The 26,473-nt window shown below is 48.2% G+C and carries 26 protein-coding genes; 2 read left to right on the plus strand and 24 right to left on the minus strand.

Features of this window, described 5'->3' with window-relative positions; all coding sequences use genetic code 11:
* Nucleotides 1-3: 3 nt before the first annotated feature.
* The 16 genes from MAQ5080_RS04710 to MAQ5080_RS04780 all read right to left on the minus strand — a co-directional run bounded on the left by MAQ5080_RS04710 (nucleotide 4) and on the right by MAQ5080_RS04780 (nucleotide 13,490).
* Nucleotides 4-1,392, minus strand: a complete 1,389-nt coding sequence (locus MAQ5080_RS04710; protein WP_067206252.1) for a conjugal transfer protein TraH — start codon at nucleotides 1,390-1,392, stop codon at nucleotides 4-6.
* Between the two features lie 2 nt (nucleotides 1,393-1,394).
* Nucleotides 1,395-2,339: a thioredoxin family protein gene (locus MAQ5080_RS04715; protein WP_067206255.1), complete on the minus strand. Its 945-nt coding sequence runs from the start codon at nucleotides 2,337-2,339 to the stop codon at nucleotides 1,395-1,397.
* A gap of 93 nt (nucleotides 2,340-2,432) precedes the next feature.
* On the minus strand, nucleotides 2,433-3,137 hold the full coding sequence (locus MAQ5080_RS04720) for a hypothetical protein (RefSeq protein WP_067206258.1): 705 nt from the start codon (nucleotides 3,135-3,137) through the stop codon (nucleotides 2,433-2,435).
* A gap of 89 nt (nucleotides 3,138-3,226) precedes the next feature.
* Nucleotides 3,227-4,300, minus strand: a complete 1,074-nt coding sequence (locus MAQ5080_RS04725) for a DUF7146 domain-containing protein (protein WP_067206262.1) — start codon at nucleotides 4,298-4,300, stop codon at nucleotides 3,227-3,229.
* Nucleotides 4,301-4,391: 91 nt separating this feature from the next.
* Nucleotides 4,392-4,733, minus strand: a complete 342-nt coding sequence (locus MAQ5080_RS04730) for a hypothetical protein (protein WP_011788518.1) — start codon at nucleotides 4,731-4,733, stop codon at nucleotides 4,392-4,394.
* On the minus strand, nucleotides 4,733-5,230 hold the full coding sequence (gene radC, locus MAQ5080_RS04735) for a RadC family protein (protein ID WP_012368361.1): 498 nt from the start codon (nucleotides 5,228-5,230) through the stop codon (nucleotides 4,733-4,735). The genes MAQ5080_RS04730 and radC overlap by 1 nt, the downstream gene beginning before the upstream one ends.
* Before the next feature lie 82 nt (nucleotides 5,231-5,312).
* Nucleotides 5,313-6,968 (minus strand): VWA domain-containing protein, encoded by a 1,656-nt coding sequence (locus MAQ5080_RS04740; RefSeq protein ID WP_067206266.1) that lies wholly within the window; start codon nucleotides 6,966-6,968, stop codon nucleotides 5,313-5,315.
* A gap of 69 nt (nucleotides 6,969-7,037) precedes the next feature.
* Nucleotides 7,038-7,478 (minus strand): hypothetical protein, encoded by a 441-nt coding sequence (locus MAQ5080_RS04745; protein ID WP_067206268.1) that lies wholly within the window; start codon nucleotides 7,476-7,478, stop codon nucleotides 7,038-7,040.
* Between the two features lie 61 nt (nucleotides 7,479-7,539).
* Nucleotides 7,540-8,493: a DUF3150 domain-containing protein gene (locus MAQ5080_RS04750; RefSeq protein WP_000027441.1), complete on the minus strand. Its 954-nt coding sequence runs from the start codon at nucleotides 8,491-8,493 to the stop codon at nucleotides 7,540-7,542.
* 98 nt (nucleotides 8,494-8,591) lie between these two features.
* The gene (locus MAQ5080_RS04755; protein WP_067206273.1) at nucleotides 8,592-9,359 is read right to left on the minus strand and encodes a hypothetical protein; all 768 of its coding nucleotides are present in this window, start codon (nucleotides 9,357-9,359) and stop codon (nucleotides 8,592-8,594) included.
* Nucleotides 9,359-10,318, minus strand: coding sequence for an AAA family ATPase (locus MAQ5080_RS04760; protein WP_067206276.1), 960 nt, complete (start codon nucleotides 10,316-10,318; stop codon nucleotides 9,359-9,361). The genes MAQ5080_RS04755 and MAQ5080_RS04760 overlap by 1 nt, the downstream gene beginning before the upstream one ends.
* A gap of 209 nt (nucleotides 10,319-10,527) precedes the next feature.
* Nucleotides 10,528-11,544 (minus strand): YqaJ viral recombinase family nuclease, encoded by a 1,017-nt coding sequence (locus MAQ5080_RS04765; protein ID WP_067206279.1) that lies wholly within the window; start codon nucleotides 11,542-11,544, stop codon nucleotides 10,528-10,530.
* Nucleotides 11,545-11,604: 60 nt separating this feature from the next.
* A complete protein-coding gene (locus tag MAQ5080_RS17485; protein ID WP_015066581.1) occupies nucleotides 11,605-11,748 on the minus strand; it encodes a hypothetical protein in 144 nt (47 codons plus the stop codon).
* An 82-nt stretch (nucleotides 11,749-11,830) separates the two neighbouring features.
* The gene (gene bet / locus MAQ5080_RS04770; protein WP_000414662.1) at nucleotides 11,831-12,649 is read right to left on the minus strand and encodes a phage recombination protein Bet; all 819 of its coding nucleotides are present in this window, start codon (nucleotides 12,647-12,649) and stop codon (nucleotides 11,831-11,833) included.
* Nucleotides 12,650-12,728: 79 nt separating this feature from the next.
* Nucleotides 12,729-13,148 carry a single-stranded DNA-binding protein gene (locus MAQ5080_RS04775; RefSeq protein ID WP_067206282.1) on the minus strand — a complete coding sequence of 140 codons (420 nt, stop codon included), beginning with the start codon at nucleotides 13,146-13,148 and terminating at the stop codon, nucleotides 12,729-12,731.
* Between the two features lie 15 nt (nucleotides 13,149-13,163).
* The gene (locus MAQ5080_RS04780) at nucleotides 13,164-13,490 is read right to left on the minus strand and encodes a plasmid-related protein (RefSeq protein ID WP_067206285.1); all 327 of its coding nucleotides are present in this window, start codon (nucleotides 13,488-13,490) and stop codon (nucleotides 13,164-13,166) included.
* Between the two features lie 367 nt (nucleotides 13,491-13,857).
* Here MAQ5080_RS04780 and MAQ5080_RS04785 point away from each other — a divergent pair, with 367 nt between their 5' ends.
* Nucleotides 13,858-14,460 (plus strand): hypothetical protein, encoded by a 603-nt coding sequence (locus tag MAQ5080_RS04785; protein ID WP_067206289.1) that lies wholly within the window; start codon nucleotides 13,858-13,860, stop codon nucleotides 14,458-14,460.
* 252 nt (nucleotides 14,461-14,712) lie between these two features.
* Here the strand turns inward: MAQ5080_RS04785 and MAQ5080_RS04790 are convergent, their stop codons facing one another.
* On the minus strand, nucleotides 14,713-15,648 hold the full coding sequence (locus tag MAQ5080_RS04790; RefSeq protein ID WP_067206292.1) for a GlxA family transcriptional regulator: 936 nt from the start codon (nucleotides 15,646-15,648) through the stop codon (nucleotides 14,713-14,715).
* Between the two features lie 111 nt (nucleotides 15,649-15,759).
* On the opposite strand from MAQ5080_RS04790, the gene MAQ5080_RS04795 reads away from it, so the two are divergent.
* Entirely contained in the window at nucleotides 15,760-16,284 is a 525-nt protein-coding gene (locus MAQ5080_RS04795; RefSeq protein WP_067206295.1) for a cysteine hydrolase family protein, read from the plus strand.
* 379 nt (nucleotides 16,285-16,663) lie between these two features.
* Here MAQ5080_RS04795 and traN read toward each other — a convergent pair whose 3' ends face one another.
* From traN to MAQ5080_RS04830, 7 genes are read right to left on the minus strand one after another with little or no spacing between them, the layout of a single operon-like run.
* Nucleotides 16,664-20,356, minus strand: a complete 3,693-nt coding sequence (gene traN, locus MAQ5080_RS04800) for a conjugal transfer protein TraN (protein WP_067206298.1) — start codon at nucleotides 20,354-20,356, stop codon at nucleotides 16,664-16,666.
* 2 nt (nucleotides 20,357-20,358) lie between these two features.
* Entirely contained in the window at nucleotides 20,359-21,387 is a 1,029-nt protein-coding gene (locus MAQ5080_RS04805) for a TraU family protein (protein ID WP_004249369.1), read from the minus strand.
* On the minus strand, nucleotides 21,371-22,498 hold the full coding sequence (locus tag MAQ5080_RS04810; RefSeq protein WP_231870781.1) for a TrbC family F-type conjugative pilus assembly protein: 1,128 nt from the start codon (nucleotides 22,496-22,498) through the stop codon (nucleotides 21,371-21,373). The genes MAQ5080_RS04805 and MAQ5080_RS04810 overlap by 17 nt, the downstream gene beginning before the upstream one ends.
* A gap of 7 nt (nucleotides 22,499-22,505) precedes the next feature.
* Nucleotides 22,506-22,949: a S26 family signal peptidase gene (locus MAQ5080_RS04815; RefSeq protein ID WP_438501667.1), complete on the minus strand. Its 444-nt coding sequence runs from the start codon at nucleotides 22,947-22,949 to the stop codon at nucleotides 22,506-22,508.
* 52 nt (nucleotides 22,950-23,001) lie between these two features.
* Complete coding sequence (locus MAQ5080_RS04820) at nucleotides 23,002-23,349, minus strand: hypothetical protein (RefSeq protein WP_004249366.1); 348 nt, start codon at nucleotides 23,347-23,349, stop codon at nucleotides 23,002-23,004.
* Complete coding sequence (gene traC / locus MAQ5080_RS04825; protein ID WP_024008831.1) at nucleotides 23,342-25,741, minus strand: type IV secretion system protein TraC; 2,400 nt, start codon at nucleotides 25,739-25,741, stop codon at nucleotides 23,342-23,344. The genes MAQ5080_RS04820 and traC overlap by 8 nt, the downstream gene beginning before the upstream one ends.
* Nucleotides 25,741-26,433 carry a DsbC family protein gene (locus MAQ5080_RS04830; protein WP_031500474.1) on the minus strand — a complete coding sequence of 231 codons (693 nt, stop codon included), beginning with the start codon at nucleotides 26,431-26,433 and terminating at the stop codon, nucleotides 25,741-25,743. The genes traC and MAQ5080_RS04830 overlap by 1 nt, the downstream gene beginning before the upstream one ends.
* Between the last annotated feature and the right edge of the window lie 40 nt (nucleotides 26,434-26,473).

Genomic DNA, 26,473 nt, shown 5'->3' on the forward strand with positions numbered 1-26,473 from the left:
TATCTATTCCCCCAGCGCCGTAGATTTAACGGTGTAATAACGCTGTTTGCGAATGGTCTGAATCACCTGATTAAAATGCGCCAGTAATTCTTGCTCTGAGCCGTATCTTCGCTGTAACGCGGCGTACTCCTCATTGATTTGGCGACGTGCACGTTCAAGGTCTTCGGTTAACAACTTCGCATAGGCATGATCTTCCACACCAGAGGTGCTTCTAGCTGCGTTGAGCATGTCTTCAACCAATGCCCGGGCCATCTCAACAGCAGTAAATGGTGCTGCTCGTGAAGCAAACGACCTAGCGGCACCTTCATTTAATGCAGAAAGTGTTCGAATCATGCCGCCAATGCTTGCAGGAGCCGAGGTCATAAAAGCCTTTTCGGTGGTGCTAGCAGCCCCTGTATTTCGAGCAAACTTAAAAATAATGCCGTTACTAGAACCTGTACCAAGAAGTAAATTTTCTACCTGAGTTGATAACCCGGTAAGGGTCACGTTAGTGATTGTCGGGTTCAAACAACCGTCTTGCGTCACTGTGTCACATCGGTACATAGCGACGTTACCGCCATGAATTAGATGCTCAATAGTCACTTTATTGCCATTCAGTCTGGTCAGTTTTGGGGCTTTACCTTGGCCATCAGCCGCATTAGCTAGATCACCAACAATGATCGAACCAGTCACCGACATAACCGCTTCAAGAAAACGGTCATCCCCCGATGCAAACCAGCTTGATGCCGAGTGACGTTTCAGTGCTCGCCAGACCAAGTTACCTTTAATCGTTTTGTTCACATCAGATGCCGCGACACTTGAAGCATTCTCGTAAGGGTTCTTACCATTGGACTCACTCCAACTGGTAAAAATGTCCCCAGCCCCTTTAAGTGAGCTCAACATGCTGGCTTCTGTTTGCCCCTTTTTACCAAAAGCAGCCAGGGTATCGTTCACGACTCCCTGAGCCATTTGACAGGAATTACCAAAATACTCGTTCAACTGCTGGATTTTCTTTTGCAGTGTCTCCATGTGCTGGGAGCATTTCTCACACATAGCACTGAGCGCCAATTGGAATGCATACCCCTTGGCGTTTGCAGCAACAGAGCGAAGTAATTGAACAAACTGATCCGCGTTAACAAATGACAAACTTCCCGCGAACATATCAATGCCGCCACAACCGGCTTGGAATGACGGAGGCACCATTGAGACGAGGTTCTCGTTCATGATTCTGTTACGGACAACAACACTTCCGCCAGATATAACGCCACGCCGCTGACTCTCGAATACACCAGGCGCAGTGCTGTTGGTCATTGAACCAAACAACTGGTTCATCTCCTGTTGCAAGCTTGCTTGGCTCATAGACGAAAAACCAATCGCACAGGCGATTAGCGATACTTGGAATACTTTTTTCATCGTTATAACCCTCCTTGTGCACGCAGATAGCGAACAAGGAACTCAGGGTCCTGTAATATCTTTTCGTTAAGCTCTTGCGCTGACATCGCAAGTGACACACCGGGTTGAACGGGTCTGGTGGCATAGTAAGTTTGATCGTCAATCCAACCGGCTTGATGGGCTGCGAGAATGATTCGATTATTGAGCTCATCGAGGCTCATTGCACCTTGGCCAATCGGAGTAATGACGTTAGGCGGGTCAACTAAGAACACGGCAGGGACAGTCGTAACGGACAATGATTGAGCTTGTCCTGAATCGACTTTGTAATTGGGAAACTCTCCACCCGGTAAAGGCATGCCATCGACAGCAATAGCAAACACCTCGAAACCGTAGTTCAAAGCCATGGATTCGATGATAGGCGCTTGAGCGTGGCAGTAAGGGCAATCCGAACGATAGAAGAAGAACAAGCCAGCCCGTTTTGCTACTTCACCTAAAGCTACATCGCGTTGAGCGCCAGCTTCTCGATCCATCCGATTGGCAGCATAGGTCGCCAAGGGTCTGCGACTGATTTCATCCAAAACAGGATCGCCCATGACCACCTGCTGACTAACATCAGCAAACTGTGAACCCTTATCCATCATGACGCGCTGAAGATACAGATAAGCCCTGACGTTCTCATTCGTCGGCTCATCAATTGCCTTGTCCATGAACGATTGCATATGCTCTCGGAACCATGCGGCACTGAAGGGCTTTAGTTCGCTCTGACTGGACTCCACGACACCAGTTTCCGGCTCTATCAGCTCATCAGGCTGCTCAGGTTCAGGAATAACCTGATACCAAAACCAGCCTTCCTGACCACGCTGATAGAATGGTCCATCACTGGCATGGGCGGGCAAGATGAATAGCAAGAAAATAATGATTGGGATGGTCACCCATAGGATGAACCAAGGGAACAAGGGGGTTCTCATTGTCAGCTCCAGAAAATTTCATAGAGCTAACATGCTAAAGATCCCCGTTAGAGCGATTGGCCAGATAGATGAAGGAATTGTGAGTGTTTCTGACTATCTATTAAACACTGTTACTAACGTAAGTGCGTTGGCTGATGGCACCAAAACAAAGTGCATACCAGAGCTCCCATGACACCAAAACTCAGCCTGTACGAAGTACTTTTTTGCTTTCTTTGAGGCTATACATTCTGGCAATAAAGATTTTGCCAATTCTGTGCTACGCAATTTGGCGCACAAAGCCTTCCAAGGATGCTTAGGTACACCGTCTGCAAACCGTTCTACGAATCGTTCTAGCGCGTGACGAGTCACCACGACAGGTCCAATACTTGGCACATTGATGACTTCATCGATTTCTCTCACTGTAGCATTATCGACGCTGTATTCTTCGAAGGAATGTGAGAGCCAATCGTCCCGCTTCTCTACCGAGATCTGTGCTTCCTGGTATCGAGTGAGCAAAAACCTAGTCAGGCTGTAAAGTGAATGCTGAGTTGAGCGTTGTTTCTGTAACTTTTTGATGGCACCTTTACTGACTCGGATTTGAAGCCCATTGCCGCTTCGGTTACTCCCCATCACCTCTTTCACTGACAGTAGGTGATGAATCGCATAGAGCTCAGCTGCAATTGGCTTTTGCTGCTCAGGTAGCTTGTCGTATTGCTCACCTAAATTGACCTTTAGCTCACCACCTCTTCGAAGGCCGGTCTTCCAGTACACCGTATACTTGCCATCAGTCTGCTTTGTTAAAAGGGTTAATACCATCATGTTTTTTTCTCCTATTGGTTATCTATTTTTCATTCTCCATGTTTTTTCAAATATGCAAGGCGCAAAAAAAGGGGCCGAAGCCCCTTGGATCAGGTATGAACTTTAGGAAAGCCCATGGCACCGTAAACATTCAGCACATCATTCCAATCCCAACTTTTCACGCCAAGTGACGTTGGTATCGGAGGGATCAGGACTTGTGTCAGAATGCCTTTCTGCCAGGCTTTTTTCTTGAGTTCATTCGCTGCATTCAGGCCGGTCTCAGAGAGATCGTGATCTGCCCAGATGTACAGCATTTTCACATTACTTGGTGGTTCAAACCTAGCCAGTAGCGTTGCATTCACAACCGACCAACATGTCTGTCCCGTAGCTCTGGTAACCGCTAAAGCTGTTTCGATGCCTTCAGAAACACCTAATACCTCACCAGGCTCACCTATCGGAATGGCACCACCAGTGATTGTTCTGTCACTTGGTATGGGCATCATCTTTTTAGGCTTTTCAACCCCCGCTTTGAATCCATCTTCACTTAGGTAGATCCGATGAAACGTGGCCGAACGCCCTTGCTGAGTAACGATTTTACCTAGCAGCGCTGGGTAGCTATCGATAAACAGACCATCTTCATCATGGTAAGGCAAGTTAGGATGAAACCTCAGCACCGAATCCCATTCAGGACGAAGCCGCGTCACAATGCCACGACGATGCAAGTAGTTCCAAACCGGTTGCGCACGAGTATCTGCAAGAGATAACGTTTCTCCCCAGGTTTGATTCAAGCGATGGATAATCGCTTTGTCCTCGTCCTGCTTTCTAGCCTTCCAATCAACAGCGTTACTCGGTATTGGCCGAGTAGACGCTTGTATTTGTCCGGGTTGAATACATAGAACTTGGCCGATTGCTTCAATAGACTGAGCAAAGTTCCATCCATTAATCCAAGACAACAGTTCAAAACCATCATGAAAGATCCCGCAGGTGTTACAAACGCCACCTCCGGTATATTCAGCATCTTTGAACAGCCTAAAGCCATCACGACCGCCATGAACAGGACAAGCCACATGACGGCCTTTTCGAGCAATAGCGGCATCAAGTTCTGGCACCAACGCCGCCAGTATTTGAAGCCATTGGCCATTAAGATATGGCCTTACTGTGTCAATCTGTAAAGGTAACGCCATATAACCTCCTTAAGTAAAAAGCCGACTCCTACCACAGGTGGTAAAAGTCAGCTTGGGTCCTGCATTGAGCCGTTTGGTTAATGCAGGAACGTTAGTCAAGCTGGATACCATGTCGTCTTAATAGCCACATGATGGAATCACGAAGCACATCAGGATCGACAACCGCAGCCATCGCGCAAACACGAAAGCAAAATGGCGCTAATTCGTCATTTTGAATCCACGACAACACATCCTTTCGCAATCGAGTACTGACACGACCGTCCAGCAATACACGGATCGCATCCAATAGAATGCCTTCGCGTAACTGCCAGATTTCCGTGTCAGACCAAGTGACAGGGGCATCATCAAACTCAAATAGAAATTCGAGCTGTGCTGATGTGTGCTGATGGGACTGCTTTTGTGATGTAGGAGAATGGGCAATACGCCCATTCATTACAGATAACCGCGTTCGGCAAGCGAAACGCAGCCCTCGGATGCGACCACGACATGGTCAAGCGTTCGAATATCAACAAGTGACAAGGCGTCACGAAGTCGATGAGTGATGCGTTTATCAGCTTCACTGGGTTCAGGATCACCCGATGGATGGTTATGAACCAGTATCACTGCTGCCGCATTAAATTCCAACGCCCGCTTTGTTACTTCCCTTGGATACACGCTCGCTGCATCTAAAGTGCCTTTGAACAGCTCTTCAAATCGAATAACGCGATGCTTTGTATCAAGAAACAGCACGCCAAAGACTTCGTGCTCATACTCGTGCATCAGTGTTTGCAGGTATGAGAACGCCGATGATGGCTGTTCAATTTTGCGACCTTTACTCAATCGACCACGGGCAAGCTTGAGCGCCATATCTAAGATATCCGCTTCAGTCACTTGCTCAGGAACGATGTAAGTACCGGCTTCTTCGCCAGCTAAGAATTTTTTGTTTTTCATAGGAGTCTCCAAAAAAAACGGAGACGAACCCATGCCCTGAAGGGGACGGAATCGTCCCCGCAGGGTGGTAAAATTGATGTGGTTACTGAATTAACAGTTGTTGTGTTACTTCGAATAACTCACGCTTCAGATCTTTGACGTCGTTAATCACGATGCTTTGAGGAAAGAATTTCTCAACACTGCGTGTTTGAATCCCTATTCCCAGCAGCTCAAAGCCACTGCGTCTGCACCGGTCAACAATGTCATGCGTGGCAGCCCAATCATCTGGGTCACCATCCGTTAGCACTATCATTAGCTTTCGCTTCTGTTTTTGCGCTAACAAACTGTTTGCCGCAAACCACATCGCTTGTGCCATAGGCGTACAACCTCGTGGTTTTTGGTCAAAACAGGCGGCCCGATGTCGAACCGATTGCTTGGGCAATAACGCGATAGAAACTTCCTGATGAATACCAGGAAAATAACTGACCGCAGGTACAACACCCGGTATGCCTTCCAGTGCCATGGCCAAAGCCAAAGCGGCTTCATTGGCAACATGAAAGTACTTTCGATTACCTTCGCCAATGGGTTTACCCATTGAACCCGATATATCGACCAGCAAGTGCACAGCAGCATTAGGCGCAATGCGAGGTTGCCTTTGAATAAACAATCTCGACTCACCGGCTTGTGAAGCGGCAAGACGATGGGTTGCAACTCGAAGACCGTGCCTTTTGGCATGATTCCGATTGTCCTGACTGGACTGAACCATGCCCCTAAGTCGGGCTCGAATTTGAGCGGACTCAGACGCCGATAAGGTCAAGATGGCCTCATCACCCAACATAGCCTGCTCTGCTTGGGGCAAACTGAGTGGAGTGACACCCTGATGTCCTTCAGCTTGTTCCGACAACACTTCTGCCACTTGTGCAAAGGTATCGGATTCAAACTGAGCGGCACTGGCCTCTAAGGCTTGTCGCAAATTGTCAGCTTGATCAGAGTTATCAGAATCTCCCGTTTCAGCAGCATCCCCCGTTGCAGACGAACCTGTTTCCGGGGTTTGACTGTCACTACTGCTATTGCTGTCATTACTCGCATCTTGTCCAATGTCATCACCGTTATCAGCATCCGACTCATCCTGTGGTGGACGAGATTCTTCTTCCAACATGGCAACGATGGCATCGACAAGTTTCAGCACTTCACCTGTAGATGCCAGGCTAGGCACTGCTGTCAGCATGGCGCTTAACCGGCTCATCGCTGCGGCAGGAAAGAGTTGTCTCACCCTTTCATCAACAGCTTGATACAAAGGCGTCAGTGCTTTCTGGCCCAGAAAATGGCATCTCAAGCGAAACAACAACCAGGCTTGCAAGTTAGATGCAGGCTCAGGCTGTTCAGGTACACACATTTGCTGTGTGTCCACCATGTACTCAATCACTTGCGAAATACTGCGCCGGGTTCCGGGGTAATCCTTTGCCAATTCGTTTTCAATGCGCACATCCTCAATAATATTGAGAAGTGCCTTACGGATCGGCTTAGACGACGCCTTCTTCACCATGTCAAAATTGGTATGCCGAATATGCGCCGCTTCATGAGCCAGATAACCCCAAGCTATCTGTTGATAGTGTGGGTCGTCTGGGTTTGCTGTTGGGATCACAATCCGCTCACCATCGGTAAACGCATCTTGTCCTTGAATAAGCACCTTCACACCAAACTTTTCGCCATAAGCGGCGGCAACGATTGGCAGTGCGTTTTTTAATGGATGATTCATGGGAGTCTCCTAATCATTAGGGGGAATACTCCCTCAGCGGGAGCGTTTCCCCGCTGGGAATGTAAGTGTTTAAACCTGTGCTTTTAGCTTATCCAGGTCATATTTTTGACCTAACCAAGCCACCAATTGAGCTGGACTCTCGTGCTGCTCAAATGACGTTTTAAGCTGGTCTAAACTCAGGATGTCATCCAATGTCAGACCGTACTGGTCTTGTAACTGAGTAGACACCTCGTGCTGATATTGCAGCCAGGCCCGCTCAAAAGCGGTTTGCTGCAATGCCATGTTTGGAACAAATACCATGGCCGTTACCCAAACTCCTTGTGCGTCCGCATCTGCGATCAAAACAGGGTTCTTGGGGATCAAGACACTATGTGTTGAGTACGACCGTTGTACTAACGTTCGACAACACGCCACTTCTGGTATCGATTCACTTTCAACCGCATCAGTCACACCACGAAAATGCGGTTCAAACTGGTTCAGTTGGCAGGGGTTATGGATGGTTGATTGCATAATTTCCTCTTACATAGTTCAGAGGACATGCGCCCTTAAGGGCAACATGCCCTCAAGGACGTTAGAAATAAAATGAGTTTGGTACAGTCGAACCAAGGTTTGGTCTGACGGTTGGTTGTGGTATTGCACGTAAGTTATCTGCCTGAGCAGATACTGGCTGTGCGGGTTTAGGTTCAGGTTTGGGCATCAGTTGTCTGATATCCAATTGACCTTCACCGTGCATTCTCATCTTGTCTGGATCAGACAAAATTAAAATGGTCGCCATCAGTTCGTGATAGAGATTGTCTGTCACAGGGCCGGTCTTCGGCAGACGAACAAATAAATTGTCCATCGCTTCAACCATCGGCTGAACTCGATGATCCAGGAAGGACAAACCATCCAACTTGTCTCTTAATCGCTTGAGCGGATTAAGGGCTCGCTGACTGATTTGATTCTTGCCTGCAACGGAACGCTCAAACAGTTCATTGGCATCACGAGCCACCTCCCTAAAGAGGGTGTGTCCCATACCATTGACCTTGTCATCTAAGCCTCCAGCTTGTTCAGCCGGTTGCATTCGATAGATGGCATAATCGAACTGAAGCCGTTGTTCCACGTCTTCGATGGGTGACAGCGCACGCCGGATTGCATCTGCAAATTCCGGGTGTTTCGCAACCCAGTCAAACGTCACCTGATCATAGTTGTCCAAGAACAACTGCTTACACTGCGCAAACTCCTGACCGATCCGGTCAAGCTCTGGAACAATCTGATCAATTCGGTCTTCAGGGACGGCATAGCCACCTAAAAACCGCACACCGACTTGCTCACACAAGCGCTGCGCTTCTTTTTTAAGCCGTTCAAAGTTCGCCAATGCCTCTGGGTCGCAAATTTTTTTACTCCCTAAGCTGGCAACATCCTTCGGTGGAAGTTGGCTGCCATTGGCTAATCTGAAATCTTCAGGCCTTAGTTTTTTTCTACCGCTCCAGATGGAACAGTCGATGTGACAAATCAAAAGTTTGTCGAGGGTTTGAATACTCATAGTGCATCCTCATGCGAGATGGGGACGCACCACTCCCAACAGGAGCAATGGCCCCCGTTTGGGTGGTAGTAGTTGACGCGCTAATGGCAATACCACTATCAGAAATAGTAATTTTGCGAATCAGGCGACGATTGGTTGAGATCGATTTTCGCAGGCATTAAGTCCAGTGCTTCAGCAATCGGGCGAACCCGCTCTAAATCACTGCCTAAAAGCCTCAATACATCTTTTTCCAACTTCAGTTGGTCGGATACTTCTATCCCTTCAGGACTCGCTACTGTGAGCGAACACAATGGTGGTAATTGACGCTTAAAGGCCAGTAACAGCAACAATGGCCACGGGCCATCATCAGTGTTAACAATGCCAGCGCCTTCACCTGACACCATGCTGATTTGATTGGTACTAGGTAATCCGCTTTTGCAAAACCCTAATGACCATTTTCCAATCCTGACCTGGTTATCATCAATAACAGCCAAGCCATAGGCTTCAAGCAGCTTTGCCATATCGAACAACGCTTTTTGAGCCAGCGAGATTTGGCCATTGACGTCCTTGCGAGTACGAAACTCCCAACTGACGTTATTGGCGCACGCGACACTATCTAGCGCATTTGAGAGTTCAAATGGCCGCCCTTGATGATCAATGCCGACTTGTCCAACAAATCGATAACCCTTGTTGATTTTCTCATTGATTCGTCGGTCTGCTTCAGCGTTAGGATCAGTCGAGTCAATCAATCGCTGCTGCGACATTTGACCAGCTTTTCCAAACCGAACTTCAATCTCCTGGGTGTCTGATCCAACGTAAATGGCCCATTCTTTGGCTGTCCCATCAGAATGACTGTAACGGTAAAGAGCAAAGCACTTTTCCATCATCAATCCTCCCAGTGGTCACCGAAGACATCAGCGGCAATACGGTGAATAGCTTCACGTTGCTCCAACTCAGCACGAGCCGTCAAAGACCGAACCAGTGCATACTCCACTGCGTTAGGAGCACCTTTGAAAGCAAGTGTTAACTTTGCCCAGCGCACCAAGGTCCTAGTGGACATGGTGATACTAAGCTCAGCACCGCCATCCGCGCCCCCAATAAAGAGACGACGAATGTCACCAGCCACTTTCACCATTTTCTGGCGAAAGACTTCTGGCAAGCCCGGCGCAACGTTCTCCAGAATGGCTTCCTCTACAGAAGGCTCTGCATAGGTCGCTTCGATGATTCTAAAGCGATCAAGAAAAGCCAAATTCTGTTGGAGCACACCTTGATACAAGCCCGTTTGGTCACCGCTGCCCGCACTGTTGCCGGTAGCGATAAAACGAAACTTGGCATGTGGCATGATGATCTCACCGCCATTTTGTGCGATGACCAACGGGGCACCTTCCAAAATGTCATTGAGCCCAGCCAGTTCAGCAGGCTCAGCAAGATCCATTTCATTAATGATCAGCAAATGGCCATGCTTGACAGCCAGTGCCAGCGGCCCATACACAAAGGTCATGTTGCCATTAACCAGTGTGTGGTGACCGATAAGATCGGACAACTCCAATCGACCGTGCGCAGTAATTTGCTGAACAGGCCAATTCAATCGAGAAGCAACTTGGCAAATTAGCGAGGTCTTACCGCATCCCGTGGGGCCTGTAATATACAAACCGTCACCGTCTGGGTGAGACAAGAACGCCAATACGTCACGTAAGTCTTCTTTTCTAAAAACATACTCGTCCTTGCGAACGGGAATGTTTGGATGGGTAGTGTCGGCACCATATCCTTCCAGAACGAAAGCATCAGGAGCCGGGACATTAAACGCTTGATTCACTTGAACCAAAAATGGGGATTGTTCTGTCATGGTAAACCTCATTAGTTTTAACGAGGCCCCATGCCCCAACAGGGAATGAAGTCCCCGTCGGGTGGTGTGTTGATTGTGGTATGGCTGTGTATGTAAGAGTTCAGCTCGCTCTATCATTCGTACCCAGCATTGGCTACGAGTGAAACTGCTTTCTGATGCACTCGATGTAAGCGCATGAGAAAGGAGCCGAAATCGGCTCCAAGTGAACGTTAAAAGTAAAATGAGCTCGGCGAGTCACCTGGCAGAACCAAGTTATCTTGCTCAAGGCTGATTTTGATTGGTGTTTCAACGGGCTGCTCTGGCTTATTGGTGCTAATGCGCAACCGCTCTTGTGGCGCTTTTCGGTAAGCGGCTAAAACCTGTTCATCCAGCTCGCCTAACTTATCGGTGGCCAATTGCTTATAGTCCACCGTGCCCGCCATCATGTAGCGGCTGAGTTTGACCCCAGCATAGTCGGCATGAGCGTAGTTACCCATCATGGCGACCAATTTTGACTGGGCGTCTCGCATTTCCTCTTTCAAAGATTTAATGTGATTTTCCAGTCGGACCACTTCGGCATGTGCTGAGCAATACTGTCGAGACAGCGATGTCCAACGGTATTGGGCTTCACCCTTGGGAACAAAACAATCTTGCTCAGGGCATTTTGACGGCTCTTTTTTGGTCTGTACTAACTCCCAAAACTGAAGCGCTGTTTCTTGCAACTCAGTTAAGAACGCCGCGTCTCGCTGTATTTCAAACTCAATCAGTTGATCCTCAAAATAGAAAACCAACCAACCTCGCGTGCTATTGGCGACCAGTATTTGATGCTGTACTTGCACCCAATACAACTGGTACGCCTCGCTTTGTTCTCGGTGAGCTTGCACATCCTCAAAAACTGACTGGCAAGGACATTTCAGTTCAACGGGTTCGCCCGCATCGTTGATGCCATCAAAGCTGGCTCGAAAGATTGCGTTATGATCGGCTTCTGCACATAACGGCAGAAGAAAGTCATTATGCGCATTCTCAAATGCTCGCCTTGCTTGAGGCTCCAACCTTATACCACGAAGCACATTTGGATTATTCGACAGGTCTTCCGGTAATACGAATCCGGTTTTTTCTGCCCATAATCGCCAAGGTGTTTTGTAGGGTGAACGCCCCATAATAATTGGGGCTTCAGATGCCGTAACCCCTGCAATGCGCCACTGGTGCCATGCAGGAGTACGTTGTGATAGGTCGATAACCTTCATATTGCCTCCTTTGAAGGGAGACTCCCCTGAAGGAGAGAACTCCCCTTCAGGGTTAAGTGGTTACTTTGCAGCTTGTGCTAACGCTGTTTGGTGCTGAACAACACTTGCTTGAACCGAATCAATTGCCGCTTTACCGGCTTGAATCGAACCTAAGACAAGGGCAACAACCAATACCAAGCGAAAAAGTGAGGCTGATTTAGTCATGGAAGATCTCCAAAAAAAAGACGAGACCTTCCCCCTGACGGGAGAATAATCCCGCCAGGGTTAGTAAAATGAATGCGTGGCGCTAAGAAGCTAAAGGCTGTGTGAGCGCTTTGGCTGCTTGTTGCTGAGCATTAAAGATTTCTTGCTTCGCAAACGTCAGCTCAACACCTTGAAAATGTTCATTGGCATATTCCAATGCACTATTCCAAGCGTTTGAAGCTTCCGCCCGCTCGATAAGCTTGTAAACAAGCCCTCGGGTTCGATCATCAACTTGCTCGGGTGGAATCACAGATGGCTCAACAACGTGTGTTGCTTGGCCTTCGATAATTCGCTCCGCTTCGTCTTGATCGAAAATTCCCACAAAGCCAAACGCAATGCGGGAACACTGGATCATGGATTTATGTCTTAGCATTCGCTTAGTGTGCGTCTGCCATGGACCATCTACACGGTAAGGGCCATTTTTGCCATTACCTTCAAAAGGCGGTCGATAGACTTCATCCAGATACTCAGTGATTTTGACTGGGTGCGAACGGTCGCGCCGATAGATGATGCATTCCATCCATTCAGGGCATTCTTTCGCGCCATCCAGTGAGACTTTGTTTTCTGAAGTCTTGAACTCCATGCCATCAAACTGGTCGTGTTGATTGATGATGCGAGACCATCCATCGACACCTACCACTGGGATAATCCCAGCTTGTTTATCAGGGAACGCAAAAATCTCTTTGGTGAAAGGGTTCAAACCGTACTGATCTGCAACCACCAAGAGCGCCATCATCTGCTCATTGGTCGGTGCACTACCGTCACGTTGCTTGAATGCTGTTGCTTTTAGGGTATCGAACAACTTGTTTGGATCGACACTAAAGCGCTCAGCAAAGCGTTGGATTAGCTTTGGTTTTTCCATTATGGACTCCGACAATCAAAGTGGGAGTCTGCCCCTGACGGGAAAGTACTCCCGGCTGGGTTAAAGCGTTATCGCTCGGTTAAAAATCTGGTTCAGGATAAGTTTGTGCCCAATTAGCTTGGGAGCTCGCATCATCCGCCGGTGATGGCTCAGATGCTTTGTTCACACTATCAAGAAGCAGAAACTCGTCCGCGTCCACTTCGGTCAATCGATGCTTAATACCATCTTTCTCCCATGAGCGCGTGCGCTGAGGCCCTTGAACAAAAAGCTTCGCTCCTTTTTGGATCAAATCTTTTGCTCTTAGCCCTAACTTAAATCCACCACGGTCTCGAAAAACGATCCGATGCCATTCCGTATGCTCTTTAAGCTCATTGGATTGACGGTCGCGCCATTTCTCAGAAGTGGCCAGTGAAATACTGGTCACTAAATCACCTGATGGATAGGCTCGTGTCTCTGGCTCAGAGCCAACGTAGCCTATGAGTGTTACTTGGTTTTTCATGATGTTCTCCTCGTCTTAGTTGAACTCTGTGCACACAGTCGCTTCTACCCGGCTGGGCAAAGAAGACTGACGACGCAGATAGGTTGGTATTTCGAGTAAAGCCATGTCGTACTGATGTGGCTCTTTGTAAAACGCAGATGTCAAACGGGGCATACCAGGAGCTTTAGGCACTGCCATTGGACGACGTTTTGGTGTTGGTGTGAGCAACCGCTTGATTTGAGTAAATACAAATCGAAACGGGCGCACGCTTTGACGAGCAAGCAATCGCAAAAGCGACCAGCTCAGTTTTGCAAGTAACATAATGCCTGCGATTTGGATAATAAATCCGAAGATATATTCCATTGGTGACTCCTTATGTTGGTTTTGAAGGAGTCACCCCCAACTGGGGAAAACTCCCCCAGTTGGGTGGTGAAAAGGCGAACCGTAAGGAACGCATGGTTGAGCATGTAAAAACATGCAGGCTATTTGTTTAAGGAGGCTAGCTACCTCTTAGTACCACTGAGAAAACTCAGCGGCGGGCTTCCTTTGAGCTCATGCTCTCAGGCGCAGATATCACTGAAACAGATCAGCAATATTTGATAGTCAGTGTAACCGTCTTATCCAGACAGGATAGTTAGAAAGATGCTCAATTCTTCCACCTAGCTGAGAGGCCGTTACCTCACAGAGGATTAGGCTAGGGACTGATTATTGTCATATCAGGAGCAAACTTATGGCCCAAGCAAAACCCAATTACTCAAAACCCATCTTTGAACAATCATTCACAATTAACAGCTTACAGGCGCAACGTGTCGTTGACCGTGTTTTTAGACGGACGGTCAGTGCGCTTTACGGAATCGATGTCATCCTGCGCATCATTGGCGATGAGAACGAAATTGATGAAGTGGAACAGATCATTAGCCAGTTGATCGAGGATTGCGCTAAAGCGGTAGACAACGAACAAGCTCGTTTGGACAAACTGATGGAGTCCAACGGCATCGATGAAGTACCTGACTACACCGACCCGATTACCTTCAACGCCAAAATCAGCTCGCCTCAGGTTGGCCAGTTTGTCGGCTTAGTTCGCAAACTCGATGCGTTGATGATCTCAATGGACACACTCTGGTTATCTAGCGTGCTTAGCAACAAGCAACGTGTTGATGGCAACTACGCATGGCAACAGCGCGTTATCAAACTGGCTAGGCGCATTATTGATATCGAAATTCGAGCACGAAAATCAGCTCAAGCTAAGGGTAAAGAAGCAGAAGTTGAGCAAGCGGTGCCTTCAACCGATGACGATATAACTGAAGAGGAAACAGATACCCCCGCCAACTAGCCAGCTAGGCTCCCCTCAACTAGCCCCTCTCGAAGGGGCTCTTCAAAATTTGGTGTTGTGGATTTTGTAACACAGTTTTGGACAGAACCTTCTTAGCCGCTTTGGGCGGAATCTACCCATCGGAGAACTTTTAATATCCCAAATAGCCGAACGGCACCACTTCCTGTGATGCCGTTGGTGAACGAAAATGGACAAAAGCAGTCACCATGACTTCGAACTACCTCATATTTAAAATGCTAAGTTAATGAGAAGTTATTCGGTTATTGAATCAGTACTGAACCGTTTTCTAAACTCTGTCGGGGTAAGGCCGTATTCCCTTATGAAGACCTTCCTAAAAGCGCTAACATCTTGATACCCCACATCATAAGAGATTTCAGAGATTCCTTTTTTAGTTAGTTCGATCAGTTGACATGCATTATGCAATCGCAATTTCTGTAAGTATTGGACTATGGTTGAGTCAACGGCTTTTATAAACCGCCTTTGCAGGGTTCTAGGGCTAACAAAGTAACTCTCTGCTATGTTCTTTACAGAAAAAGGTTTGGCGTAGTGTTCATCCAAATAATTTTGAACTCTAAGAACCATTTCATCACCGTGGTCAAGTTTTGGTATAAATTGATGATAAAACCGCTGCTCACGAAAGCCGCTATCAACCACCATTTCTTTTGATAGACTTAGAGCAATTGTGGGTGAAGAGAATAACGAAATTATCTCAAATACCAAATCAAGCCATGCCATACGGCCGCCTGCGGTAATGACGTTCCCTTCATTTACAATGATCGCATTGTCGTTGAGTTTTGCTCTGGGAAAAGCCGATCGAAAAGACTCACCTAGTCGCCAGTGTGTCGTGCAAAACTTGTTATCCAGAAAACCACCTCTAGCAAGAATAAATGCACCAACACAAGCTGAAGCTAATACAGCGCCTTGTTGTTGCATTTTTAAAAGATATTGATTTAAAACCGTATTGTGTTGGGTGTAGAAATCGTCGTTGATACAGGGAGGCAACACCACAACCTTAGCATGCCTTTCAATATCAAGTTGTTCCAACGTGTTTATACCCACATCAAATCTAATAGATGCATCAAACTGCTGGCAAATTGTGTTGGCAAGCATCATCGTTTCAGCAAAACCATGTACAGCGGATTGGCTGGCTGTCGGGTAATTAATGATCTCAATTATAACTATTTTCATCTCAGAACCGTTGTCGCATTTGCCTTCTAATGTGTCATTTTAGCCTCTCGTTCTAGAAGTTCAAATTCAACATAATGAACGCATCAAAACGAGACACTCAAAGGAAACATCATGACTAAACAAGCACTAATTGTAATCGACATCCAAAATGACTATTTCGCTGGCGGCAAATATCCTCTTTATCAACCTGAAACTACAACTGCGAAAACCCTAGAAGCTATGGCCATTGCGAATACGAAGAACATCCCGATTATTCACATTCAACATCTGGTATCTCCTGAACTGGGTGAAGGTCTATTCTTTTATGATGAATCGGAAGGCGCTGAAATTCAAAAAGACATCATGGCAGCGGCACCTACCTCACCTGTTGTTGTTAAGCGTCATGCTGATTGTTTCGAGAAAACCAATCTCGAAGAATTACTTCAGGGCATGGGAGTAGAAGAGATCTTATTAACGGGAATGATGACCCATAACTGTGTGACACATACTGCGCTGTCTCCAGCAGCAGAAAAATACACCCCGAAAGTCATTGAGGAGTGTTGTTGTACAGTTGATCCTGTTGCTCATGCATTAGCCTTAGATTCTATGCAAGTGCGTGGTATCGCAATGGTGAGTATTGAAAACGCATTTTCATAAACTGCGATAGTTTCACAAAGCAACCTTTTCAACAAAATGCCAGTCATAACCTGATTGGCATTTTTCTGTAATTGCTGGCAGCCTTGTGCTGCATGGTTATGCATTCATTTGTTGGCAAATTTAGCTTAGTGTTCTGATAACTTTTGGGAGTTTTTGAGCACCGTGCGTTAACTTCCAGTCATTCGTGCAAACCTGATTAACTTGGGACGAAATTTATCGGTTAAAAAACAAGCTGTCACGCTAAGGGGCAAAACCGTGTTAGCTGAAGTATGTTCGAGCTGAAATCAGAAAGCCAAAAAATGGTTACTTTACAGCGGAAAAACGCATTAAAGTAACCAATATGGAACATTATTGGCGCAGCTATTTTAGAAGGGCGTGCTCAATTATTGCCCGAGACTTCTTCCGTCGCCTCCTGACGCAGTTTCTGGGCATCCATTCCGTTTAGCCGTTCAATGGCTCTGTCTGCGGCACTTTGACGGTTTCCATCAACATTTAGCGTACTTCCTGAGCCTGTGAGTCTCTCAAGATCCAGTGACGGTATTTCAGGTAGATTGCCCGTGATCGACAAGATACCTATCCATTCATCCAGATTGACTTGGCTCCAATCTACCTGGTTTAACTGACTCGCGGTCAAACCTTCGCAGTTTGGTGACTTTGCACTGCCCCAACCAAGGCCCAATTGCGGACGAACTTGTTCTTGAATGATCCGTGAAAGCGGCGAAGTAAAGCAACAATATGATTGTCGTTTCTCAACACAGGCACCTAAGAACTTAGACTTGCAGTAAGAACCTACATAGTGGCAACTCTTCAATACCCGCTTGGCATTCATTTCAAACTCACTCTGCTCACATTTCCAGATAAGCTGAATGAGGATCATGGTGACTGAATAAATCATGTAGGCCGTCATAACCGTACTCAGAACCGCGCCCGCAGCGCCACCCAGCGCAAAGTTGCCGCCCGAAACAACACCATCGGCTCCGACAGCACCACCAACGTTACTAAACAGTGCCGATTGCGCCCCCGAACCAAAGGTAGAGCCTACCCATTCAGCCGTTTTGTTGGTCAACACCTGCATGAAGCCAGTCGCAGCTTGCTCCGCTCCCGCGCCAGCAGCCGTTGATGGCCCAGCCCCCATGAGAGAGTCCCATGCAGACACAAAAGGCTCTTTGACCGCACTCCAAGTACTCGTGATTGGCTCCCTAAGCGTATTCCACGAACCATAGATTGCCGAAGACGGATTCATAGCCATGACTGCCGTATCAAGCTTGTTAACCGCCACTATCATCGTGATGTAATCCGATAACGACACGCCACTTGGCTTTTCACAGCAATCCACTATGCCGCCAACGGCTTTTTTGCACTGGCCAGCATTTCCTTTAAAGACCGTACACTCGACGTTATCTTGGCCATCAGCTCCCGTGCATGACATATCATTGGTCATAAACTGCGCCGCATTAAGCATCGCAGCGGCCTCTGCAAAGTTAGCCTGCTTGATTGACTCTGGCTCTAAACAATCTGTGCCCATGCAGCGAACTGGCCCCTCACAGTTGTATTGAGTTTCCATTCGAGCGTTTTGCACTTCAACGCTTTGTCCGCAGTCATACACCAGACTTTGGATATAGCAGAAGCCTTCATGACCAGCCCCGCCTTCAGTGCATTCGGTTCTGACATACTGGCAGGCCGGGTTTTGCTCCAGCGCGGCACACGTATTGGTGGTCGTGTTTTGTCCGTTATTGACGATGGTTTGTGTATTACCATTGGCATCTACCCAGCTATCTGAGCTGCCCATGTTGAACTCTGGATGAGCAGTCGAAGCATTGTAGGTCGCTCTTGCCCTCCAGCATGAGAGCCCCAGTCTATCAGAACTGCCACGACTGGTTAAATGAGCAGGAGACGAAACAACCGCCGGATAAAGACTTCCAAGCTTTGCCAACTCGCCACTACCAACCGTTAACCCCTCGATTCGTTTTGTCCCCGTATCCAAACACTGCCACTGCACCGCAGTAAACTGATCCGTTTGCATCAAGCATTGGTCTATGCCCGGATCACTTGATTGATGAACAATGTCTTGCTCTAAGTACTTGCCAGAGAAGGTCAATGAAGCGCTCAGTTTCGCAGGAGCCAAACACTTCTGAACTTCTCGGCTGCAAGTGTCGAAATCGACTTTGTTCCAGCCGGATTCGCATCTGGAACGCGTGACTTCCTGGGGTTCATGCCACGAAATAATCGAACCATTGACGACTTTACACAATGAGCCAACCAAGGTTCCTTTTGGACAGGTCATTTCAGGGTATTTAATGGACGGTTTCGTCTCAGTCACCGTCTCCTTATTGCCCGTCAATGAGAGTGTCGTTTTCCAACCATTTGCCTTGGACGGCGACTCAGTGATTTTTATCTCAGTATTTTGATTATCAAAAATCCTCAGCGTAGCGTTTCCAGTTTGCATAGTATTGCTGTGCTGTGGAACAAAGCTGAGCGTTTCAGAGCTAAAGCAACCACGCTCAATGGACCAGCTTTGTTGATGGGTTTCAGCGGATACACGTCGCTCTAACTGACACTGAGTAAGCGTGCTGATCTTCTCGCACACCTGGTAATCCGGTACATGCTTGATTTCAGTGAATGGCGTAATCGTCTGAGTAGGCTCACAGGCCTCAAAACTACTCGGCATAAGATTGGATACCACGCACTTTGGATCGCTGGTTTGCAATCCACAGTCATAGGTATCGGTAAAACGAATGCATTCACCTTTATCATTGGTCTCGGCACATTTTGACGACATGAATCCACAGGAAGGATTTGCTTCAAGCACTTGGCAGACCTGATTTTCAATCCCCTTATAGCTTTCATCATCCACACTGACTTGAACACGCCGACACAAAGGCGATATGCCAGCCACAGGGCTTGGGGCAAAATAGGATTCACAAACTGAAACACCATTGACCACCGTACATCCGTTGGTTGAAGACGGCTGATCCGTGCATTGAATGCTGTAGTCTGAAAACTTAGCCGGGATATCCGCTGCTTGTTCGATACAGGATTGTGGCGACCAACTATCATTCATCACCACCTTGGTTGGATCAAAGCGCACCTTGATGCGTGCATACCCCTCACCACTACCCGTAACCGATACGCGAATTTTTACCGGCACTTCTAAACCTGACTCTACCGCTTTTAGCTTGGCCGTTAGATCGGTATTAGGATTGCGCTCCCAACTGGTACTAAGCTCGCAGCGATCAGCCGTTTCTGGAGGAAAGTTATTATTGGGCCCAGACCAGACTTTCTGATCGCCAAGCCACACCTGCATGTAGTCATCCCATTTGGCGTACTCAAGAACGGCTGAGGTAATCGCATCGGGGTTCACGACTTTGAGTGTGATGGCCTGTTCAAACACTTTACAACGGCCACTCCAGTAGTTGTCGCCAATACGTCCTATCCAAACTTCAAGACACCCCTCACCACAAGAGCGAAGGTTCATCGGTCCAGAAACATGCTCAATAATGCCTGCCGTGTAATCGTGAGTAATAGTGCAGCTGTTAACCGCTGTATTGAGCCTGTCACATTGCTGGTAGTTTGGACTGCCTTCACCTTGAGACTCACAGCCTGGGAAGCTTTGCGTTAATAGATTTGGGTCAGTTTGAACCGCATCAGTTAATGCCCAAAGCGGATCATTGACCATATCTGGCCGAGACCTGTCTTTGATTTGCTGTAGCGAACGAAATGCTTCACCCGTAGCGCCACTTTCGGATGCCATGCTCTCTTGGCGCTGTGTCCCCAATTGATTCATGCTGGCATCAGAGCCATAAACGCCCGTTAAGACATCCAATGAGCCCTGATCCATACCAGGGAAAAGCTCTTGCAAGTTAATGGACTCATTACCACTGCCATTCGGCACCGACAATGTATTGCCATTGAGTGCGGGCATCGTCCAGTTTTGCAGCAATTGCTTACCTTCTTGTTGTCCGCTTAGGCCGGATTGGCGCTGCACATCAGCGGCCACACCATGTAAGGGCAGGCACGCCATAGTGATTGATAAAATACCCGCTAAAACTCGGGTAAAAAGTGTTGGTTTCATGGTTAACCTCCCGAGTTACAGCAGTCTTGCCAGCGCCACAAAATGTAGAGCGCATCTTCACCGGCACCGGGGATCGTTCGCCACTCTCCCCATTTCATGGTGCTTTCACCGATGACATGCGCACTTTCAGTTTCCGGTACAGGGAAGAACATACTCATCTTGTATTGGGATTTCGGCAGCATGGGTTCGATAACAGGTCGGCATAGCGCACTGTTCCCCATTGTTCGCCTAGCAAGACCACGCCTGTGTTGAGCCGCGATTGCACGCGCCGCTAAATGGCTGGTGTTTTCTGCTAATGAGCCAAAGGCTAAGGTGTGGCCAGATAACGGGTAGAGATGGCCCCAACTGCCAGCACACCAAAACAACTGGTCGATGGGTTTACCAAGCGTTGATGAAGCAGCGTCAGCGGTACAAGCAGATATAGCCAATGGATTGGCAACGGCAGCCGCTTCAGGCTGAGTAAAAAAGGCCAGTTCATCGTTCAGCCATGTTGGGTCCAATTCCGACAAATACATCAAGTCAAAGTCCATGTAACCATCGGCATTGCAATTGCCATCCATGAACAAATCGAGCATGACCAAAAGCGGAAAGGCGTAATAATGGTAATGGTAGAAAGCAAGATCACCGGTATCGTATTCACCTTCACCATGACCACCTTGCAATCGTCTATCACCTAACGGTAAACGAATCCCTCCCAGTGAAGGCGAACAACCTGGCGTTCTGACCAGTTCAATCAAACGCGCTGGCTCCCACATGCTGGTAACAATACCTGGCCTTGGCACGCCTAAGTTGTCTTCACATAAGCAAAATGACTTGTTTGATGCGCCGCTTGGGACACTGCCAGAGCCAAGTGGAAGACCTGCAACCCGGATAGGAAAAATGCATGACCAGCAAACATCCGTCAGCAGCTTACCCGACAATAAACCCGCGTCTGGGCAGGTCAGTTCGGCTTTAGCAGGAATAGATGCGCCCAGGACAAACATGACAACGAGAGTCCGCAACAGACGATACGTATTATTGAGCTTTTTCATGAACAAGCTCCTTTGCTGGAGTTTCTTCTATTTCAAACGCGAGTCCCTTTGCTTGAACAAACGATGGGGTGACTTGCAAATCAAAGCGCTGCTTTAGCGAGGCATTGAGAAGGTAAACCGGGCTATCCAATGTCTTTTCGAGCGCATTGAGGCTATTCCAACCTTGAGTACGGTCGAGCTGCGTGGTGATAAGCGTAATGCGGCGCAGTGTCCTATCTTGGCCCTCAAGCCAATGTGCTACTCCGTCCACTTCTTCAGCGTTCGACGCATTAAACACCACAAGCTGCTGAGTAAACGGCAAGGCTTTTAGCGGGTTAATACGCGTTCCTGCTGGGATCAATGTTCGGCCATTGGCATCCAATAGTGGCCGCTGCATGACGATGGTTGGATCAACCATTCTTATCCGATACTGCGTGGCTTTGGGTAACTCAGTAAATGTTTGGCGAGACCAGAAACGCTCAATGGCTTTTTTCTTTAATGCGCCCAGGTCAATCGACTGTAAACGCTGCATCGCCACTTGCATCAAATCCGGTTCTAAAATCGAATGAATAGGACCGCGTTGACCCAATGAACCGGTATTGCCTGTTTCAATTTGACGCTGCAACCAGTCCTTGCTGTAAACCCCTAGTGCACTTGCAGTCACCTTGTCATCTTCTATGCGGAAAATGGCAGGCACGCTAGTCACCCGCCAGTGCACAAAGGCTTTCGGATCGATTCGAACCTGAGGAACAGGATCAAGCCCCGTCATCAGCGTATGCCAATCACGGATAGCCGCCCCCAAGGTCTTTCCTTCAGGAATTCCCCGAAACAACACAATAGCGCCGGTAGCACTGGCCTCTTTAAATAGCTGCTTCAGTGAGGAATCCCCCAGTGAGGACGACGCAAATATCAACCATTCATCGCTGTGTTTGAGCGACGCAGGTTGTTCAATCGGTGAAAAAGGCTCGATAAATTCAGATGAACCATCCACAGCACTTTGTAAAATGCTGCGGCTCATTTCGACGATCTTTTTGTCCTCGTCAGACAACGGATAAGGCTCTTGTGCCCAGGACACTTGAACCCAAGACAATGGAGCAACCAACAAAAATAAGAGACATAGTCTTTGCATCATCTACCTCCTACCAAAGCGGCCAAGCGCGACCGACAATCTGCTCGCGCTTAACGGCATTCCAATAACGGGAGTCGAAACTCGTTGCGGCCTCACCGGAAAACCAATACTCGTTTTCTTGCAGCGTCAATGAGCGGCTAAATTGTGATCCCGCCACACCAAGACGCTGGGCTAATGCCATGCCGGTAGAGACTTCAGCACCATTCACCAGCACATGCTCAGGGGTCACCTTGACTTCATCCCCTGGCATCCCTGTTAGGCGTTTCAGCATCCGAGTACCGTCGTTATATAACGGAGCGAGTCCTTTTGAGTGGAAGGCATACAAACCATCCTTAACGGGCTCTTTATTCCATAGGTCAATCAGATACACCGTGGTATCAGGCAGGCAGCGCTCTTGCTGGGTATCGATTCCTATTCGGTAGCGCATCATGGCGTAGGTGCCTACCACGGACATGATTAACGCGAGAGCGGTCAACCGGATGAGATATGGCCGCCAAGGCATTCTTTTACGGAGTATCTGCATGAGACACCTCCTTTGAGCCTACTGGCACAAATACGGAGTCATCAGCACCCACCACCGCTTGGGCATCCAGCACGATAAAACCGGCTGCTTTTAGCTTTTCAATTTGCTGATTGGTCTGAAGCAACCTGGATTCGATGTCTTGTTCGCTGGCATTGGGGCCCAGTGACAGCACAGCCTCCCCAAAATCCACGACTGCAATGGGCGTACTTAACGCCAACTGGCTGTGGATGGGTTCGAGTGTTTTCATTAAGAGCCAGCTGGTCATTAAACCGCTACCAGCAATAGACAAAGTAATAGAAGCCATAAATGGCCAAAGCGTGGACTTATTCATAGCCTCGCTCCTTTAACAACTGGGAGATGGCATCAGCAACAGAAAGGCCTTTGCGCGTTAACTGCTTAATCGCGTTTACATCTTCTGCACGGGACGAGTACAACAGCTTGTGAAACGGATCGACGATGAGGCGGCCAATCCCGGTGCCCATCTCGGTAATAAAGAAAATTTCGGAATAGACACCCGTGACGGTATGAACCGTTTTCAGGTATTCGTAGCCGCCTTCACCGAGTGGCAAACGGCCTTCTTTTTTGAGCGCGTTGATGGTTTCGGCTTTTTGGCCAAGCAGGTACATATTGGCCGAGTTTTCAGCGATGGCTTTACCTGTTGGGCTGTCGTACAAATCGTTGACCGACTGCGTTACCGTTACAGCACTGCCACCATATTTTCGAAATCGCCGGTAACCCGTCTCGATGAACTTACCGACATCACCTTGAGTCAGCAGATCCCAGGCTTCGTCAATGAACACAATCTTGCGACGATCCCGCTCACCTAAGTACATCTCTTGTTGGATTTGGTAGATAAGCTGAAGCAACACCACTTGTTGCAGGTGCTTGCGCCCCTTGAGCTCTTCTAACTCCAAAACGGTGAAACGGTTTTTGAAGCGAATATTGTTGTGGCCATTAAAGAAGCGGCCATATTCGCCCTGTGTCGTAAACGGATAGAGCTGCTCACCCACGTCCTGCACACGTCGGTCTTCATGATTTTTTAAAGCCTCTGCCACATCATCAACTAACATGGCACGACCTTTTTTCTCCCACAGTTCACGGGTCTGACGCTTTAGGTTGGCCATCTGAAAATCAGTTAATGACTGCGTAGGCGCGGCCATTGCGGCCAATAGTCCAACCAGTACATCCGCTTCTTCGTCATAGTCCTCAACGATTTCAAACGGATTTAAGCAAATGCCACTGTCCCGCCCGAACTGTAAGAACTCACCGTCATAGACTTCACACAGTTTTTCATAAGAGCGGCCAACATCAATCACCCAGCATTGCCCGCCTTCTGATAAGTAGGAGGATATGATTTCGTTCACCAGGAATGACTTACCCGACCCTGATTGCGCCGCTATGCAACAGTTGTAATTACTGCCCGAGTCATAAAGGGACACACTCATGATCTGGCCATTACGGGAAACAAAGTTAATCACCGGCGTGCCAGTGCCTTTCCAATCCGCAAACAAAGGCAACAGAGGGATCACATGCCGTGTCGCCATGGTCTTGAATCGAAACAAGTCGTTCATCGCCTGGCGGTCAGCACCAAATGGCAGGGCATTCAGGAAAATGGGCAAACAGAAGTACTTGTCTTCCATCAGCTCAAATCCAAGTTCTTTGAAATAGGTTCGAGCATTTGAAACAGAGCTGATCGACGCTTCTTCCGTTGGGGAAAACAGCGTTAAGGTCATATTTGCCCGAATAGGACGATCACCTTCTTGCAAGGCTTCAAAAAGAACATCAAACCCCTTTTTCTTGGCTGCAAGCACCGGCACAAACTTGAGCATCGGGCCATAGGCCTGATTGACCGCCCATTGACGCTTCGTCTCTAGACGAGATCGCATCGCCTCGGCTGAGGGAAAGTGAATGGTGACATTCAGCAAAAAGCTGCCGCGTAAACCGCGACTACCCGTCATCATATCGCCCGCAAAACTTGCGGCATGACCAAACCAGATCCGCTCAGGCAAGCGCTTAAATGATAAGGTTTTAACTCGGTAATCACCCAGCATCAGACCTTGGCTATCCACTTTGATAGCTCGGTCATAATCCAACACTTGCTCCCTAAGTGGTTTATCTGCCTCACTGCGGATTGGAGATGGATTGCGCCAAGAAGCATCTTTTCCCCAGTTAAGCTGAGCACTTAATGCCGCGAGCCAATTTCGGTCAGTCATCTCAGTAACACGAAAACCAACCGTTGCCAGCGCTTGCGAGAAAGAAGCCCGAAGCGCGGATGCTCGACTCAACTCACGCTCCGTCGGTATAGGACTTTCCAAAGGCAATTTGCAGGTGACGATCAGTTGAAAGTTGCGTACCTGAGTCTGGGTCGATTCTTCTATCGGTTGAACCGTGCCCCCATCGAGGAAATCCGCACGTTTGCGTATCGACGCCCTGAGCAATGGATCGGATTGACGATGCCGTAAGCCCATCATGCGTTGAAGGTCGGTTTGAATATCAGGCGAGGCGTACAGGCCAAATTGCAGTAAAGTGTCTTTTGGCCAGTCGTTGTTAAGTAGAACATTAACCCTGTCTGCAACAGACTCATCACCACCCGGCAATGGGTCACATAGAAAACCAAAGCCAACACTTTGGTCTTCCATGAAAAACAGTTGCTCATCGTCTGAATAGGCCAATACTGGCAAGAGCTCAGAAGCGCGTTGCCCTGAATACAGAGAGGCTTTCATTAACGCCCCTCCAACCAAGCGGAAAGGTCATAAGGACGGCCTCGGCTGATGCGACCATCATTGGCGACAATGAAAGGCACGCCTTGAATGCCCAGGATTTGAGCCGTCACCAAGGTACGCTGCATTGGCTCTAAGTTGCAGGCATCATCCTGCTCTAAGTTACTAATTCGACCATTCAGCAATGCATCGGTGGCCGCTTTTTTGTCACGCGCACAGCCAAGCTGGCGAACCTGACGCTCTGAATCAGGACCAAGCACTGGCACAGGGAGAATTTGGAAGGTGTATTCTTTGGTTAACGGTAAGGCTTGTTTCAAAAGCTCATGGCAATGCGGGCATCGTGGATCAACAAAGACCACCACTTTCTTTTTGCCTTCACCCAGCGTCAGTGGATTCAAATCATCCATTTTTAAGCCAAGACGACTTAAGTCCAGCGTGTTCCCCGCTTCACGAATTTCTTCAAGGCTAGTAAGCGGCTTTTTCGACCAGGCATCATAGAGCGTGCCATCAATGACGAACCGGCCACTGTCTGACATGAAAACAATACGGCCATTGCTTTCAACCGCTTTCATACCCGTGACCGGCAAAGAAACCATGCCGTCAATTTTGCCAACGGGCGACACTTCAGACACTGGTTCAGCTTGAACCAAAGGAGACAGCGCAAGCGCCAGAATAATTGGAGATAGTTTTCGCATGAGGAGTCCTCGTTAATGTAAATCGAGGCTCCAGTCTATG

The organism is Marinomonas aquimarina, assembly GCF_900089755.1.
GTDB classification, from domain to species: domain Bacteria; phylum Pseudomonadota; class Gammaproteobacteria; order Pseudomonadales; family Marinomonadaceae; genus Marinomonas; species Marinomonas aquimarina.

Coding starts and splice junctions, on each gene's coding strand:
- MAQ5080_RS04720 (WP_067206258.1), bottom strand. CDS start 3,137: ATGATGGTATTAACCCTTTTAACAAAGCAGACTGATGGCAAGTATACG.
- MAQ5080_RS04760 (WP_067206276.1), bottom strand. CDS start 10,318: ATGACAGAACAATCCCCATTTTTGGTTCAAGTGAATCAAGCGTTTAAT.
- MAQ5080_RS04745 (WP_067206268.1), bottom strand. CDS start 7,478: ATGCAATCAACCATCCATAACCCCTGCCAACTGAACCAGTTTGAACCG.
- MAQ5080_RS04790 (WP_067206292.1), bottom strand. CDS start 15,648: ATGAAAATAGTTATAATTGAGATCATTAATTACCCGACAGCCAGCCAA.
- MAQ5080_RS04715 (WP_067206255.1), bottom strand. CDS start 2,339: ATGAGAACCCCCTTGTTCCCTTGGTTCATCCTATGGGTGACCATCCCA.
- MAQ5080_RS04740 (WP_067206266.1), bottom strand. CDS start 6,968: ATGAATCATCCATTAAAAAACGCACTGCCAATCGTTGCCGCCGCTTAT.
- MAQ5080_RS04775 (WP_067206282.1), bottom strand. CDS start 13,148: ATGAAAAACCAAGTAACACTCATAGGCTACGTTGGCTCTGAGCCAGAG.
- MAQ5080_RS17485 (WP_015066581.1), bottom strand. CDS start 11,748: ATGACTAAATCAGCCTCACTTTTTCGCTTGGTATTGGTTGTTGCCCTT.
- MAQ5080_RS04750 (WP_000027441.1), bottom strand. CDS start 8,493: ATGAGTATTCAAACCCTCGACAAACTTTTGATTTGTCACATCGACTGT.
- MAQ5080_RS04710 (WP_067206252.1), bottom strand. CDS start 1,392: ATGAAAAAAGTATTCCAAGTATCGCTAATCGCCTGTGCGATTGGTTTT.
- MAQ5080_RS04755 (WP_067206273.1), bottom strand. CDS start 9,359: ATGATGGAAAAGTGCTTTGCTCTTTACCGTTACAGTCATTCTGATGGG.
- MAQ5080_RS04725 (WP_067206262.1), bottom strand. CDS start 4,300: ATGGCGTTACCTTTACAGATTGACACAGTAAGGCCATATCTTAATGGC.
- MAQ5080_RS04830 (WP_031500474.1), bottom strand. CDS start 26,433: ATGCGAAAACTATCTCCAATTATTCTGGCGCTTGCGCTGTCTCCTTTG.
- MAQ5080_RS04730 (WP_011788518.1), bottom strand. CDS start 4,733: ATGAATGGGCGTATTGCCCATTCTCCTACATCACAAAAGCAGTCCCAT.
- MAQ5080_RS04780 (WP_067206285.1), bottom strand. CDS start 13,490: ATGGAATATATCTTCGGATTTATTATCCAAATCGCAGGCATTATGTTA.
- MAQ5080_RS04765 (WP_067206279.1), bottom strand. CDS start 11,544: ATGAAGGTTATCGACCTATCACAACGTACTCCTGCATGGCACCAGTGG.
- bet (WP_000414662.1), bottom strand. CDS start 12,649: ATGGAAAAACCAAAGCTAATCCAACGCTTTGCTGAGCGCTTTAGTGTC.
- MAQ5080_RS04795 (WP_067206295.1), top strand. CDS start 15,760: ATGACTAAACAAGCACTAATTGTAATCGACATCCAAAATGACTATTTC.
- MAQ5080_RS04810 (WP_231870781.1), bottom strand. CDS start 22,498: ATGATGCAAAGACTATGTCTCTTATTTTTGTTGGTTGCTCCATTGTCT.
- MAQ5080_RS04805 (WP_004249369.1), bottom strand. CDS start 21,387: ATGAAAAAGCTCAATAATACGTATCGTCTGTTGCGGACTCTCGTTGTC.
- radC (WP_012368361.1), bottom strand. CDS start 5,230: ATGAAAAACAAAAAATTCTTAGCTGGCGAAGAAGCCGGTACTTACATC.
- traC (WP_024008831.1), bottom strand. CDS start 25,741: ATGAAAGCCTCTCTGTATTCAGGGCAACGCGCTTCTGAGCTCTTGCCA.
- MAQ5080_RS04785 (WP_067206289.1), top strand. CDS start 13,858: ATGGCCCAAGCAAAACCCAATTACTCAAAACCCATCTTTGAACAATCA.
- MAQ5080_RS04815 (WP_438501667.1), bottom strand. CDS start 22,949: ATGTCCGTGGTAGGCACCTACGCCATGATGCGCTACCGAATAGGAATC.
- traN (WP_067206298.1), bottom strand. CDS start 20,356: ATGAAACCAACACTTTTTACCCGAGTTTTAGCGGGTATTTTATCAATC.
- MAQ5080_RS04820 (WP_004249366.1), bottom strand. CDS start 23,349: ATGAATAAGTCCACGCTTTGGCCATTTATGGCTTCTATTACTTTGTCT.